General features: G+C 73.5%; 15 protein-coding genes. 8 read left to right on the forward strand and 7 right to left on the reverse strand.

All coding sequences use genetic code 11. From position 1 onward, the window contains the following. Positions 1-48: 48 nt before the first annotated feature. Complete coding sequence (locus tag ACWC9R_RS00980) at positions 49-210, reverse strand: hypothetical protein (RefSeq protein WP_450727689.1); 162 nt, start codon at positions 208-210, stop codon at positions 49-51. Next, on the reverse strand, positions 207-386 hold the full coding sequence (locus ACWC9R_RS00985; RefSeq protein WP_450727691.1) for a hypothetical protein: 180 nt from the start codon (positions 384-386) through the stop codon (positions 207-209). Before ACWC9R_RS00985 ends, ACWC9R_RS00980 begins: the two co-directional genes overlap by 4 nt. Positions 387-493: 107 nt before the next feature. Here ACWC9R_RS00985 and ACWC9R_RS00990 point away from each other — a divergent pair, with 107 nt between their 5' ends. From ACWC9R_RS00990 to ACWC9R_RS01015, 6 genes are all read left to right on the forward strand, one after another. After that, complete coding sequence (locus ACWC9R_RS00990; RefSeq protein ID WP_450727693.1) at positions 494-1330, forward strand: helix-turn-helix domain-containing protein; 837 nt, start codon at positions 494-496, stop codon at positions 1328-1330. Next, positions 1327-1521: a DUF397 domain-containing protein gene (locus tag ACWC9R_RS00995; protein WP_450727695.1), complete on the forward strand. Its 195-nt coding sequence runs from the start codon at positions 1327-1329 to the stop codon at positions 1519-1521. Before ACWC9R_RS00990 ends, ACWC9R_RS00995 begins: the two co-directional genes overlap by 4 nt. 54 nt (positions 1522-1575) lie before the next feature. Next, positions 1576-1773, forward strand: coding sequence for a DUF397 domain-containing protein (locus ACWC9R_RS01000; RefSeq protein WP_450727697.1), 198 nt, complete (start codon positions 1576-1578; stop codon positions 1771-1773). 126 nt (positions 1774-1899) lie between these two features. Beyond that, positions 1900-4119 (forward strand): UvrD-helicase domain-containing protein, encoded by a 2220-nt coding sequence (locus tag ACWC9R_RS01005; RefSeq protein ID WP_450727699.1) that lies wholly within the window; start codon positions 1900-1902, stop codon positions 4117-4119. Positions 4120-4323: 204 nt separating this feature from the next. Next, complete coding sequence (locus ACWC9R_RS01010; protein ID WP_450727701.1) at positions 4324-5160, forward strand: chitin-binding protein; 837 nt, start codon at positions 4324-4326, stop codon at positions 5158-5160. A 139-nt stretch (positions 5161-5299) separates the two neighbouring features. Then, positions 5300-5548: a cyclic nucleotide-binding domain-containing protein gene (locus ACWC9R_RS01015; RefSeq protein WP_450727703.1), complete on the forward strand. Its 249-nt coding sequence runs from the start codon at positions 5300-5302 to the stop codon at positions 5546-5548. Between the two features lie 41 nt (positions 5549-5589). On the opposite strand, the gene ACWC9R_RS01020 is transcribed toward ACWC9R_RS01015, so the two are convergent. Continuing rightward, on the reverse strand, positions 5590-7266 hold the full coding sequence (locus tag ACWC9R_RS01020; RefSeq protein ID WP_450727705.1) for an FAD-dependent monooxygenase: 1677 nt from the start codon (positions 7264-7266) through the stop codon (positions 5590-5592). Positions 7267-7360: 94 nt separating this feature from the next. On the opposite strand from ACWC9R_RS01020, the gene ACWC9R_RS01025 reads away from it, so the two are divergent. Beyond that, positions 7361-8089 (forward strand): TetR/AcrR family transcriptional regulator, encoded by a 729-nt coding sequence (locus ACWC9R_RS01025; RefSeq protein WP_450727707.1) that lies wholly within the window; start codon positions 7361-7363, stop codon positions 8087-8089. 86 nt (positions 8090-8175) lie between these two features. On the opposite strand, the gene ACWC9R_RS01030 is transcribed toward ACWC9R_RS01025, so the two are convergent. Both ACWC9R_RS01030 and ACWC9R_RS01035 read right to left on the reverse strand, forming a co-directional pair. After that, entirely contained in the window at positions 8176-8820 is a 645-nt protein-coding gene (locus ACWC9R_RS01030) for a response regulator (RefSeq protein WP_450727709.1), read from the reverse strand. Further along, on the reverse strand, positions 8808-9986 hold the full coding sequence (locus ACWC9R_RS01035) for a sensor histidine kinase (protein ID WP_450727711.1): 1179 nt from the start codon (positions 9984-9986) through the stop codon (positions 8808-8810). Before ACWC9R_RS01035 ends, ACWC9R_RS01030 begins: the two co-directional genes overlap by 13 nt. 189 nt (positions 9987-10175) lie before the next feature. On the opposite strand from ACWC9R_RS01035, the gene ACWC9R_RS01040 reads away from it, so the two are divergent. Beyond that, the gene (locus ACWC9R_RS01040; RefSeq protein WP_450727713.1) at positions 10176-10340 is read left to right on the forward strand and encodes a hypothetical protein; all 165 of its coding nucleotides are present in this window, start codon (positions 10176-10178) and stop codon (positions 10338-10340) included. A 75-nt stretch (positions 10341-10415) separates the two neighbouring features. Here ACWC9R_RS01040 and ACWC9R_RS01045 read toward each other — a convergent pair whose 3' ends face one another. Both ACWC9R_RS01045 and ACWC9R_RS01050 read right to left on the reverse strand, forming a co-directional pair. Next, positions 10416-11672, reverse strand: a complete 1257-nt coding sequence (locus ACWC9R_RS01045) for an SLC13 family permease (RefSeq protein WP_450727715.1) — start codon at positions 11670-11672, stop codon at positions 10416-10418. Positions 11673-11761: 89 nt separating this feature from the next. Further along, positions 11762-12304: a MarR family winged helix-turn-helix transcriptional regulator gene (locus ACWC9R_RS01050; protein WP_450727717.1), complete on the reverse strand. Its 543-nt coding sequence runs from the start codon at positions 12302-12304 to the stop codon at positions 11762-11764. Positions 12305-12318 lie beyond the last annotated feature (14 nt).

Below are 12318 nucleotides of genomic sequence, written 5' to 3' on the forward strand. Positions count from 1 at the left end.
GCGTACCCACGAAGGGGTCCGCGCCGGTCTTCTCCGCGTCCGGCGGCCTCACGGCTCCCCTTTCCTCTCGGCCTTCCCCTCGACCGGCGGGTCGTCGTGCTCCGGGTGTCGCCGCAGCAACACCCGGCAGTCGACGGCCTTCGACTGGTCCCCGTGCCGCTCGGCCGCCGCCAGCTCGGCCCGCAAGGTGTCGCACACCGTGCAGCTCACAGCGACCTCCCCAGCTGACCGTGGCGCTGCCGCCGCGCGTAGTCCTGATGCACCCGCGCACGAAGACGCGTGAGGGTCTCGCTGTCGCTGTCGCTGGCATCGGCCCGTTCGGGGCGCTCCGGGTCCGCGTCTTCCGCTAAGCCGACGTCCACCGCTTCATCCTCTGGACCGCTCAACGCCCGCTCCTCTCCGTAGTCATTCCACTACCAAGGGCGGCCAGAGTGGCCTAGAGTCGGGAGCTACTCAACCTGTCGAAGGAGGGGGAAGCGTTGGTGAAAGCCCTGTGAATCGCAAGGAGTTGACGCCGGACAGTAGTCCGCAGGCCGCCTTCGGGGCGCGGCTGCGCAGCTCACGGGAGGCGCGCGGCTGGACGCAGGACGAACTCGCCGAACTGATGGGGTATTCCAGTACGCACGTCTCGGCGGTGGAAACTGCACGGAAACCCCCTACTCTGCGTTTTTCGCGCAGCGCCGACCGGACCTTCGGCACCGAAGGAACCGTGGACACGTTCGAGCGTCATTGGCGCGAGATCCGCCACGGCAGCCTGTTGGAAGGCTTCCCGGAGTACGTCGGTCACGAGGGCCGGGCGGCGGAGATCCGGCTGTATGAGGTGGGTGTCGTCCCTGGTCTGTTGCAGACCCCGAAGTACGCATCCGTGATCGTCGAAAGTGCCGTCAAGCGAGGAGCGATCACGCCTGAGCAGGCGGACGAACGGGTGTCGCTCGTAGCCGAACGGCAGGCGACACTTGTCCGGACGCGCCCGCCGCTGGTCTTCGTGGTGCTGGATGAGAGCTGTATTCGGCGGCCCATTGGCGGACCTGCCGTCATGGACGCGCAGTTGGCGCGGCTGGTCGAGTTCGCCGACCTGCCGAACACCGTGCTCCAGGTAGCGCCGTTCGAGCTGGGAGAGCGTCGGCCGTTCAGTCTGCCGATCACGGTGCTGACGCTGCCGGATCGCTCGCTCATGTCGTACGCCGAGTCCGCCCACCGGGGTCATCTCGAACGGGAAAGTACCTCGGTGCTGCCCATACTGACGGCCTACCATCAACTACAGGCCGAAGCGCTCTCTCAGGCGGCATCTGTGGCCCTGATCAACCAGTTGCGAAAGGACACCCCGTGACCGACTCCCTTCGATGGGTCAAATCCTCGTACAGCGAAAACGGCGGACAGTGCATCGAGTGGGCTCCGGAGCACGCGGCGGCCACCGGTGAGTTCCTGGTCCGTGACAGCAAGGTCCCGAATGGCCCGCAGCTCACGCTGACCCGGCAGGGGTTCGCCGGGCTGGTGGAGTTCGCCAAGTCCCACGCGTAATCCGTTCTCCGTCCGTATCAGTGTTGAGCAGGTACGCAGACGAAAGGGCACCCCGTGACGACCGAATCCCTCCGCTGGTTCAAGTCCTCGTACAGCGACAACGGCGGCCAGTGCATCGAGTGGGCGCCTGAGCATGCGGCGGCCACCGGTGAGTTCCTGGTCCGTGACAGCAAGGTCCCGAATGGCCCGCAGCTCGCGCTGACCCGGCAGGGGTTCGCCGGGCTGGTGGAGTTCGCCAAGTCCCACGCGTAACCCGCCTCACCGCGGACTTCCGCGCCATGCGCCCGTGCCCCTCCCGTGCGCACTTCCGTGTCATGTGGCCTCGGCCTAGGGTTCTTGGCCCATGCCTACGGGGGCGAGCGGTGAGGGGGGCGGACGATGGCGGCAGGGAGTGCGGCGGGCAGGCCGGCCGGGGCTTCGGCGGGGCGGCGGGCGCAGCAGGCCCGTCGGCAGGAGCGCCTGTTACGGGAGCAGTGGCAGGCCGCCCGGCGGCGGGCCGAACGCTGGGAGGCGGCGGGCGAGGGGGAGCGGCGGGTCGCCGCCCAGCTGCTGATGCTGACCGAGCGGGGCTGGCGGCTGCTCGTGGACCGGCGCTGGCCGGGCACCCGCGCGGCCAATGTGGACATGCTGCTGATCGGGCCCGGCGGGGTCTTCGTCATCGACGTCAAGAACTGGCGGGCCGCGCCGGAGACCTCCGGCGGCCGGCTGCGGGCCGGTGGGTTCTCCCGCGACGAGCACCGCCGCAAGCTGCTGGCGGTCACCAAGGCCGCGGAGAGCGCGGTGGCGTCGCTGGGCATGTCGCCGGTGGCGGTGCGCCCGCTGCTGGCCTTCGCGGGGCACCGGGTCGACGCGGAGCTGGGCCGGGTGCGGCTGCTGGGGGAGCGCGAGATAGGCCCGGCGCTGCTGTCGGAGCGCACCCGGCTGTCGGCGCAGTCCGTCCGCGCCCTCGCCGAACATCTGGAGCGGGCCTTCCCGGAGTACGAGGTCCCGTCGGTGGCCGAGGTCCCGCCCGCGGCCGACGCCTCGTCTGCGGCCGACGCCTCGTCTGCGGGCGACTCCCCGTCTGCGGGCGACGCCTCGCCTCTGGCCGACGCCCCGCCCGCGGCCGGTGCCGCGTCCGCCGCCTCCCGTGCGGCGGATGCCGGGGCCGACGGCCTCTTCGATCTCGACGGGCTGCGGGAGGCCGCGCTCGACGAGGCGCGCCGGGCCCCGATCGAGCAGTGGATGACCTTCCTCGACCCCGACCAGCTCGCGCTCGTACGGCGGAACTGGGCCGGTCCGGCCAGGATCAGCGGCCCGGCCGGCACCGGCAAGACGGTCATCGCCCTGCACCGCGCCGCCTACCTCGCCCAGCGCACCAACGGCCGCGTCCTGTACGTCACCTTCGCCAACAACCTGCCGCGCGTACAGGCCACCTTCCTGAAGACCATGGCCCCGGCGGTGGCCGGCCGGGTCGACTTCCGCAGCCTGCACTCCTGGGCACAGGAGTACCTGCGCGACCGCGGCGTCCCGGTCCACCTGCACAAGGAGAAGGCGGAGACGGCCTTCAGCCTCGCCTGGAAGCACGTCGGCCGGAACAGCTGTCTGACCGAGATCGATCCGCAGCACCCGTACTGGCGGGAGGAGATCGACTACGTCATCAAGGGCCGCGGCATCACCACCTTCGAGGAGTACGCCGCACTCCCGCGCCGTCGCCGCCGTGCCGGTCTGCGCCGCCCGCACCGCCAGGCCGTGTGGTCCCTCTACGAGGCGTACGAGACGCAGCGCACCGAGCGCGCCGTCCACGACTTCAACGACGTGCTCTCCCTCGCCCTCACCGAGGCGGCCGGCCGCACCGGCCACAGCGCCTACACCACCGTCGTCGTCGACGAGGTCCAGGACCTGACCCTCGTCGGGGTGCGGCTGCTGCACGCCCTGGTGGGCGACACCCCCAACGGCCTCCTCCTGGTCGGCGACGGCCAACAGGCCGTCTACCCGGGCGGGTTCCGGCTCTCGGACGCGGGCATCGACATCCGCGGCGACCGCGGCCAGGTGCTGTGCGCCAACTACCGCAACAGCAAGGAGATCGTGGACACCGCGCTCTCCGTGGTGGCCGACGACTCCTTCGAGGACCTAGACGGGCTGCGCACCCCGGGGCGGCGGGACATCGATCTGACCTACCACGACGGCGAGGTACAGCGCGCCGTCCTGCCCACCCCCGACGCGCACGACGAGGCGCTGCTGACCGCGCTGCGCGGCCTGACCCCGCAGGAGCTGGCCGGCTCCGCCGTCCTGTGCCCCTCGAAGCGCGCGATCGAGCACTACCAGCGCCTCCTCACCCGGGTGGGTCTGCCGGTCTGCCTGCTGGACCGCTACGACGGGCAACCGGTCGAGGCCGTCAAGCTCGGCAGCTACCGCCGTGCCAAGGGCCTGGAGTTCAAGCGCGTCTATCTGCCGCGGCACGACGCCCACCTGCCCATGGGCGCCCCGGACGGCCGCGCCCCCGCGGAAACCGCCCACGAGCGTGCGGAACTGGCCCGGAGTCAGCTCTATGTCGCCATGACCCGGGCCCGCGACGTCCTGTGGCTGGGCAGCGTGCGGCCGCCCCGGGAGGGCTGACCGCGGACGGCGCAGGCGGGGCGGGAAGGCTGGCGGTGCCGGAGGCGCCGGGGCCCCATCCCGGCGTACGGAATGTCCTGCTGCATGGTGAATATCCGATGAGACCGGAATATCCCGTGAGGCGGTCGGGAACCCCACATGGCGACCTTTCGTATGGGCCTGACCTGGACCGGCCCGCCGCCATGGCTGACAGGAGTTCCGACTGTGCGACGCAAGACCGCTTTCCTTGGGGCGCTGGCTCTCACCGGGGGGCTCGTCGCGTTCGCTCCCTCCGGCGCGCATGCCGTCACCGGCGTCATCACGTACCACACCCGGCCCGAGAACCGGCCGCACGAGATCCTCGACCCCGGCGACGACCACTGCTACGGAGTGGGGGACGGCTACGGCGAGGTGGACAACGACACCCCCACCGACCTCGTCCTCTACAACGGCCGTGACTGCACCGGCTCCGTGGTGACCGTGGTCCCCGCCCGTGGCTGGCGCAACGCCAAGTTCGGCAGCCTCCAGCTGAGCGCGAACGGCCCGCGGGAACCGGTCCCCTCCGCCGACGAGGACCGCCGCGACGATCAGGACCGCCGCGACGATCAGGACCGTGGCGACGATCAGGACCGCCGCGATGACCAGGACCGCCGCGACGATCAGGATCGTCGTGACGACCAGGACCGTGGCGATGACCAGGACCGTCGTGACGATCAGGACCGCTCGGACAGCCCGGACCGTGCCGACGGCCAGGACACCTCCGACGGTCAGGACAGCTCTGACCGGCAGGACACCTCCGACCGTCCGGACCGCGCGGATGACTCGGATGCCTCCGACACCCCGGGCCGTGCCGACGATGCCGGCGCCCGGGACACGACGGGCAGCGCCGACCCGTCCGACAGCCTGGATCACTCCGACTACCCGGAGAACCCGCAGGACACGAACGGCACGGAGCGCCGGGACCGGCCCGCGAGTCCGGCGAGCGCGCACCCCCTGGACCCGGTGAACGCGGGAAACCCGGGACGTCCGGGACGGCAGGGGCGCCCGGTACGCGCGGGCTGAGGCCGCGCGGCCGAGCAGACTGAGGGGGGCTCAGTGGGGGTTGAGGGAGGCTGAGGTGCGAGGGAGCCGGCCGGGGACCGGCTCCCGTCCCACCCCCTTCCGCCGACACGGCGGGAGGACTTTCTTCTAGGCTCGGCACATGGGTGAGCGCGAAGGGGGAGCGCCGGTCGCGCCAGGCCGGACACTGCGGCACTTCGTGGGCGACACGGTCTGGCGGCACCTCCTGGACCAGGCCTACGAGCGCCGCCATCCGGCCGGAACCATGATGCTCCGTCAGGGCGAGCCCGGGACCCATGTACTGGCGGTGCTGACCGGCGTCGCCAAGGTCCTCCGGCGCGAGCGGAACGGGGATCTTCCTCAGCCACGGCTTCGCCCGTATCGCGCATGACCCCACCGGCCCGCTCCTGGAAGCGGCCGCCTCCCCCTTGGCTATCCCCGCCCCGGCGTGCCGGCCCAGTCGGTCAGGGCCCGGTGGCGTTCGCGGCGGCGGGTGGGCAGGGCCGGGGTGCGGGCGGCCCAGGCGATGTGGCCGTCGGGGCGGACGAGGATCTCCCGTACGCCGTCGAGGTCGGTGCGGTGGTCGTGCCGGGTGACGTGGAAGGGGGTCACGCGGGTGCCCCAGCCCGTGGTGACGATCCGGCTCAGCTGCGTGTCGCCCGCGAGGTCCAGCAGGACGAAGCGGCCGGGCGGGAGCAGCTCATGGGCGCGTACGGCCGCTGAACCGGCCGCCGTCAGGCCGACGTCCGGCATTCGCCGTCCCACCAGGGGGTCGGCGTCGGTGGCGGTGGGTGCATAGACGGTGTCGAGGGCGGAAATCCGGCCGGCCAGAAGACGGTTGACGTCCTCGATGCCCAGGAGTTCGGTCAGCAGGGTGCGCAGTGCGGCGGCCGGGCGCTGATAGGGCGGGAGCAGGGTCAGCTCCAGCAGCAGCGTCTGGACCTCGGTGTTCTCGGTGACCGCCCGTCCGACCGGATGGCGCTCGGCGTGGTAGCTGTCGAGCAGTCCGGGCGGCGCCCAGCCGTTGATCTCGGCGGCGAGCTTCCAGCCCAGGTTCATCGCGTCCTGGAGCCCGGTGTTGAGGCCCTGCCCGGCGGCCGGGAAGTGGATATGGGCGGCGTCGCCCGCCAGCAGCACGCGCCCGGCGCGGTAACGGGCGGCGAGCCGGGTCGCATTGCCGAACCGCGACAGCCAGCGGGGCTCCGCCACCCCGCAGTCGGTCCCGCAGATCTCCGCCAGGGAGGTCCGGAACTCGTCCAGGGTCACCGGCTCGGCGGACGGGGTGCGCATCCGCCTCGGGTCGACGAAGACGATCCGGGTGAGGCCGCCCGCCGGCTTCCCGGCCCGGCCGTCGGCCCGCTGCTCCGCCGGGCCGTCCGCCCGCTGCTCCGCCGGGCCGCCCGGCTCGGCCAGCGGGGCGACGAGGACGCCATGGGCGCGCGCACGGTCGAGGGCCGCCGGGTCGGTCACCGCGAAGTCGCCCAGGACGCCGGTCAGGGTCTCCTCGGTGCCGGGGAACGTGATGCCGGCGGCCCGCCGCACCACGCTCCGTCCGCCGTCGCAGCCGACCACATACCGCGCACGCACGGTCCGCACCTCGCCGCCGGGCCCGCGCACCTCCACGGTGACCCCGCCCGCCGCCGGGCCCCGGCCCGCCCCGTCGCCGTCCCCGCCGTCGTCCTGGTGCAGCCCGGTCACCTCGTGGCCGCGCCGGACCGGTACGCCGAGTTCGCGGGCGCGCTCCGCCAGCAGCTGTTCGGTGCGGGCCTGGGCGAGGAACAGGGTGTAGCCGTGCCGGGTGTCCAGCGCGCCGAAGTCCAGCGGGGTGTCCAGCCCGGCGAAGTGCCAGCCCGGTACCGGGCGCCCCTGGGCCAGGAAGCGGTCCACCAGGCCGCGTTGGTTCATCAGCTCGACGCTGCGCGGATGCAGGGTCAGCGCCCGGGAATCCCGCTGTGCCCCGGCCCGCCGTTCGACGATCTCCACCCGTACGCCGCCCAGCGCCAGTTCGGCACCGAGCAGCAGCCCGGTCGGCCCCGCCCCCACCACGAGCACATCGACCTCGGTAGCGACCTGGGCCCCTTGGGCCCCGCCCTCTGTACCGGTGTCCATCGGCTGCCTCCCCGTATGTCCGTCCGACCTGACCTTGCCCGTTCCGATTTAGTGAACGGTGTTCACGTGAACGCTGTTCACTATAGTGAGGGCCATGAGTGCCGCGTCAACCCCCAGCCCGTCCAGCCCTCCTGGTGACCGGACCGCCGCGACCACCGGGCGGGGCCGCCCCCCGAAGCTCGATCAGGCGCGCACCGTCGAGGTGGCGCTGGCGCTGCTGGACGAGGCCGGGCTGGACGCGCTCACCATGCGGCGGCTGGCCGAGGCCATGGACGTGCGGGCCGGTGCGCTGTACCGCTACTTCGCGACCAAGCACGACCTGCTGACCGCGATGGCCGAAGTGCTGCTGGCCGACTGTCTCGACCGGCCGCTGTCGTCACCGGACTGGAGCGAGCGGCTGGCCGAACTGGCCCGGCGGATGCGGACGGCGCTCCTCGCCCGCCGCGACGGCGCCCGCGTCTACGCCGGTACGCACGCCACCGGCGCGCACACCCTCGGCTTCGCCGACGCCCTCGTCGGCGTCCTGCGCGAGGCCGGCTTCACCGCCGAGGACGCGGCACGGGCCGCCCTCACCGTCGTCCACTTCACCCTCGGCCACACCCTGGAGGAACAGGCCGCCCGCCAGGGCGCGGGCGAACACGGCCCGGCAGACCCGGAACGGCTACGGGCGGCCCTGACGCCGGGCCGGTACCCCCATCTCGCCACCGCGCTACCGGTGCTGACCAGCACGGATTTCGCCGCTCACTTCGAGTTCGGCCTGACGCTGCTGCTCCAGGGCCTGCGCGCCCAAGGGCCCGGCGGCACGGGGCCGGAGACGGCCTGAACGGCCTGAACGGCCTGGTCGCGCTCGCGCGGGCCTGGTCACCGGGCCCGGCCTCGTCCTCGCCGCCGAGCCCACCGGCCCGCCCCCTACCCCCCGTTCACATACGCCAGCACCGCCAGCACCCGCCGGTGGCCGCTGTCGCCGGGCGGCAGGCCCAGTTTCGTGAAGACGTTGCCGATGTGTTTGCTGACGGCGCGGTCGGACACCACCAGGAGGCGGGCGATGGTGGTGTTGTCGCGGCCCTCCGCCATCAGGTGCAGCACCTCCCGCTCGCGCGGGGTCAGGGTGGCGAGCGGGTCGTCGCGGCGGCGGGTCAGCAGTTCGGTGACGACCTCCGGGTCCAGTGCGGTGCCGCCCGCCGCGACCCGTTCCAGCGCGTCCAGGAACGCGTCGACCCGGCCCACCCGGTCCTTCAGCAGATAGCCGACGCCGCTCGCACCGCCGCCCAGCAGCTCCGTGGCGTAGGTCTCCTCCACGTACTGCGACAGCACCAGCACCGGCAGGCCGGGGATCTCCCGCCGGGCCGCCAGCGCCGCCCGCAGCCCCTCGTCGCGGAAGCCGGGCGGCATCCGGACGTCCAGCACGGCGACGTCCGGGCGGTGGGCGAGGAGCGCGGGCAGTACCTCGGGACCGGCGGCCGCGACCGCCACGACCTCGTGCCCGGCGGAGGTCAGCAGCAGTACCAGCCCCTCCCTGAGCAGGGCGTTGTCCTCGGCGATCACCACGCGCACGGCAGCTCCACATCGATCACGGTCGGGCCCCCGGCGGGGCTGGTCACATGTACGGTCCCGTCGAGCGCCGCGACCCGGCGCCGGATGCCGAGCAGCCCGCTGCCGCCCGCCCCCGAGGAGGCGGCCTCCGCGCCGCCGCACCCCTCGTCCCGTACCGACAGCGTCAAACGGCCGGGCGCGCGGGCGAGTTCCACCCGGGCCCGGTCCGCCCCGCTGTGCTTGGCGGCGTTGGTCAGGGCCTCCGCGACGACGAAGTACGCGGCCGCCTCGACCGCCGCCGGGGCGCGCGGGCCCTCCGCCGGTCCGTCCTCGTGCACCGTCACCTCCAGGCCGCTGCTCGCCGCGAGCGCCCGCACCGCGCCGGACAGACCCCGGTCGGTGAGGATCGGCGGATGGATGCCGCGGACCACCTGGCGCAGCTCGGTGAGGGCCTCCTCGGCCTGGTCCTGGGCGTCGTCGAGGAGCCGGCGGGCCGCCTCGGGGTCGGTGTCGTAGGCCCGCCGGGCCAGTCCCACCCGCATCGACAGCGCCACCAGCCGGGCCTGGGTGCCGTCGTGCAGATCCCGTTCGATACGCCGCAGTTCGGCGCCGTGCGCGGCGACCGCGCCGGCCCGGGTGACGGTCAGTTCCTCGACCCGTTCGGCGAGCCGGGCCCGCTGACCGCCGTCCGCCGGCGGCCGCAGCAGCGCGTGCGACCAGGCCGCGTCGAGGTCGGCGAGGCGCCCGATCAGCGGCAGCACGACGGCGCGGCGCCGCAGCAGCCCGCACCACACCCCGTCGGCCAGCAGCCCGACCGCCCACAACGGCAGCGCGAGATACGCCAGGAGCCAGCCGTAGCCGAAGTGGACGGCGAGCCAGCGCAGATCCCGGTAGGTGCCCGGGTCCGCGAGCGCGGTACGCACTCGCGCGGACAGCTCCCCGGTGAGCGGCAGATACGCCTCGGGCACCGCCGTACCCGTCCAGGCCGCCACCCTCCGCCGCTTGAACCCGGCCGTTCGGCGCAGCAGCAGCACCGTCTCGGGCAGCACCCCCGCGCCGATCACGAGGAGCGTCGCCACGGCGGTGAACAGCAGCACCGCGAGGAACAGATACGACAGCAGCGCCAGCCCGGCCGCCGTCATCAGCTGAGCCGTGGCCCGCCCCGCCCGCCGCACCGTCTCCCCCATGGGCTCAGGCTAGGCGAGCCGCTCCGCGGGCGCAGTCGGGTGCGCCCCCCGGTCGGGGGTGTAGCGGGCTCCACCCCGCATTCGGGAGGACACCCCCTCGAACCGGCGGTCCGCGGCGGGCAGTCTCGGTCCCAGCGAGACGCGCATCAACTCTTCGGTGTGCGTGCCCCTTCGGAAGGAAGAACGCCCATGAAAGCCCTGCTCTGGTTCGTGCTCGTGGTCGCCGTCGCGTTCAACGTCACCACCAGCTTCGCCTTCGACGGGGTGCAGCAGGTACTGGTCAGCGTCGGCAGCGGCGTCGTGGTGATCGGGTCGGCGGTGGGGCTGTTCCTGATGCGCACCAGGCGGTCCTGAGGCGGGCCGAGCGGTCCTGCTGCGGGCCAGGCGGCCCCTGAGGCGGGCCGGGCGGCCGTGAGGCGGCGGCTCGCGTCAGGTGCCGGTGCCGATCAGCCGGAGCGAGGCCCACAGCGCCACCGTCGCCAGGGCCAGCGCGGCGGGCACCGTGAGCAGCCCGAGCACGGTGAACTCCCGCAGTCTGACGTCGTGTTCGTGGTGGTGGACGATGCGCCGCCACAGCAGGGTGGCCAGCGAACCGGCGTAGGTGAGGTTGGGGCCGATGTTCACCCCGAGGAGCACGGCGAGTACGGCGCCGGGGCCGCTCGGTGCGGCCAGCGGCACCAGCACCAGCACGGCCGGCAGGTTGTTGATCACGTTGGCGAGGACGGCGGCCAGCGCGGCGGTGCCGAGCAGCGCGGGCAGCGCGGTGCCGTCGGGCAGCAGCCGCCCGAGCGCGTCGGCGAGCCCGTTGTCGACGACGGCGCGGACGACGATGCCCAGCGCCAGGACGAAGGCGAGGAACGGCAGCCCGGCGGCCCGGACGATGGCGGCGGGGGTGGTGTGGCGCCGGGCGAGCGCGCGGACCGCCATCACGAGCGCACCGGCCGCCGCGGCCCAGGCCGGGTCGATGCCCAGGGCGGAGGTCAGCACGAAACCGGCGAGCGTGCCCGCCACCGTCACCAGCGCGAACAGCGGGAGTTCGGGCGGCTCGGCGGGGTGCGGGCCGGGCGTCACGTCCCGGAGCCCGGCGGCGAAGAAGCGGCGGAAGACCAGGTACTCGACGCCGATCGCGACCAGCCACGGCAGCGCCATCAGCGCCCCGAACCGGGTGAAGCTCAGCCCGGTGGCGGCGAAGGCCAGCAGGTTCGTCAGGTTGGAGACGGGCAGCAGCGTCGACGCCGTGTTGGACAGATGGCTGCACGCGTACACATGGGGGGTGGGGCGGGCTCCCATGTGGGCGGCGGTGGCGAACACCACCGGGGTCAGCAGGACCACCGTGGCGTCCAGGCTCAGGACCGCCGTGATGGTGGAGGCGAGGGCGAAGACCGCGCCCAGGAGCCGGCCGGGGCGCCCCGCCGACCAGCGCGCCATCCAGGTGCCGCAGGCGTGGAAGAGCCCTTCGTCGTCGCAGAGCTTGGCGAGCACCAGCACCGCGGCGAGGAAGCCGATCACCGGGCCCAGCCGCGCCGCCTCCTCGCGGACATGGGCGGGCGTGATCGCCCCGGCCGCGATCACCACGGCGGCGGCCGGCACCGCGAAGACCGCCTCCGGCAGCCGGAACGGCCGGACGACGGCACACACCAGCACGACGAGCAGTATGGCCAGGGACAGGGATTCGGCGAGCACCATGCGCTGAATGATCCCCTCCGCACGGCGAGCGCCGGCGCCGGGCCGCTCCCTCCGGTGGCGGCCGGCGGCCCGGATGCCCGCGCGTCCGGCTACCTCCCGCTGGCCGCGGTGCCCGCGGTGCCCGCGGTGCCCGCCGGCTCCCCGCCCTGTACCTCGCGGACCCAGCCCGTCAGGCCCGCCAGGAAGCCCGCCCGTTCGTCCGGCGACAGCCCGTCCAGGGCGCGCAGCAGGGGCTCGCCCCGGCGGGCGACGAAGGTTTCGAGCAGGGGGCGGTAGTCCTCGGAGAGTGACACCAGAATGCGGCGGCGGTTGGCCGGGTCCTCGGCGCGCTCCACGATCCCGGCCCGGCTCAGGCCGCCGACCAGTTCGCTGGCGGTGGGCAGCGACACATGGAGCCGCCTGGCGATCTCGCTGACGGTCAGCGGCCGCCCGGCCAGCAGCTGCGGCAGGACGGCCCCGTGGCGCGGCGTCAGCCCGTGCGTCTCCATCGCCCGGAGCAGCGGCGGTGGCATCAGCTCCCGCACCACTCCGCCCCGGAAGTACGGCTCCAACAGCGGTACCAGGCCGACGATTTCGACCTCGTCAGGGGTCGGTACCCGGGGCGCCTTCCCGGCCTCGTGCGTGTGCGGCATACTGCGCAGTGTAG

The sequence above is a fragment of the Streptomyces sp. NPDC001219 genome, from assembly GCF_053597915.1.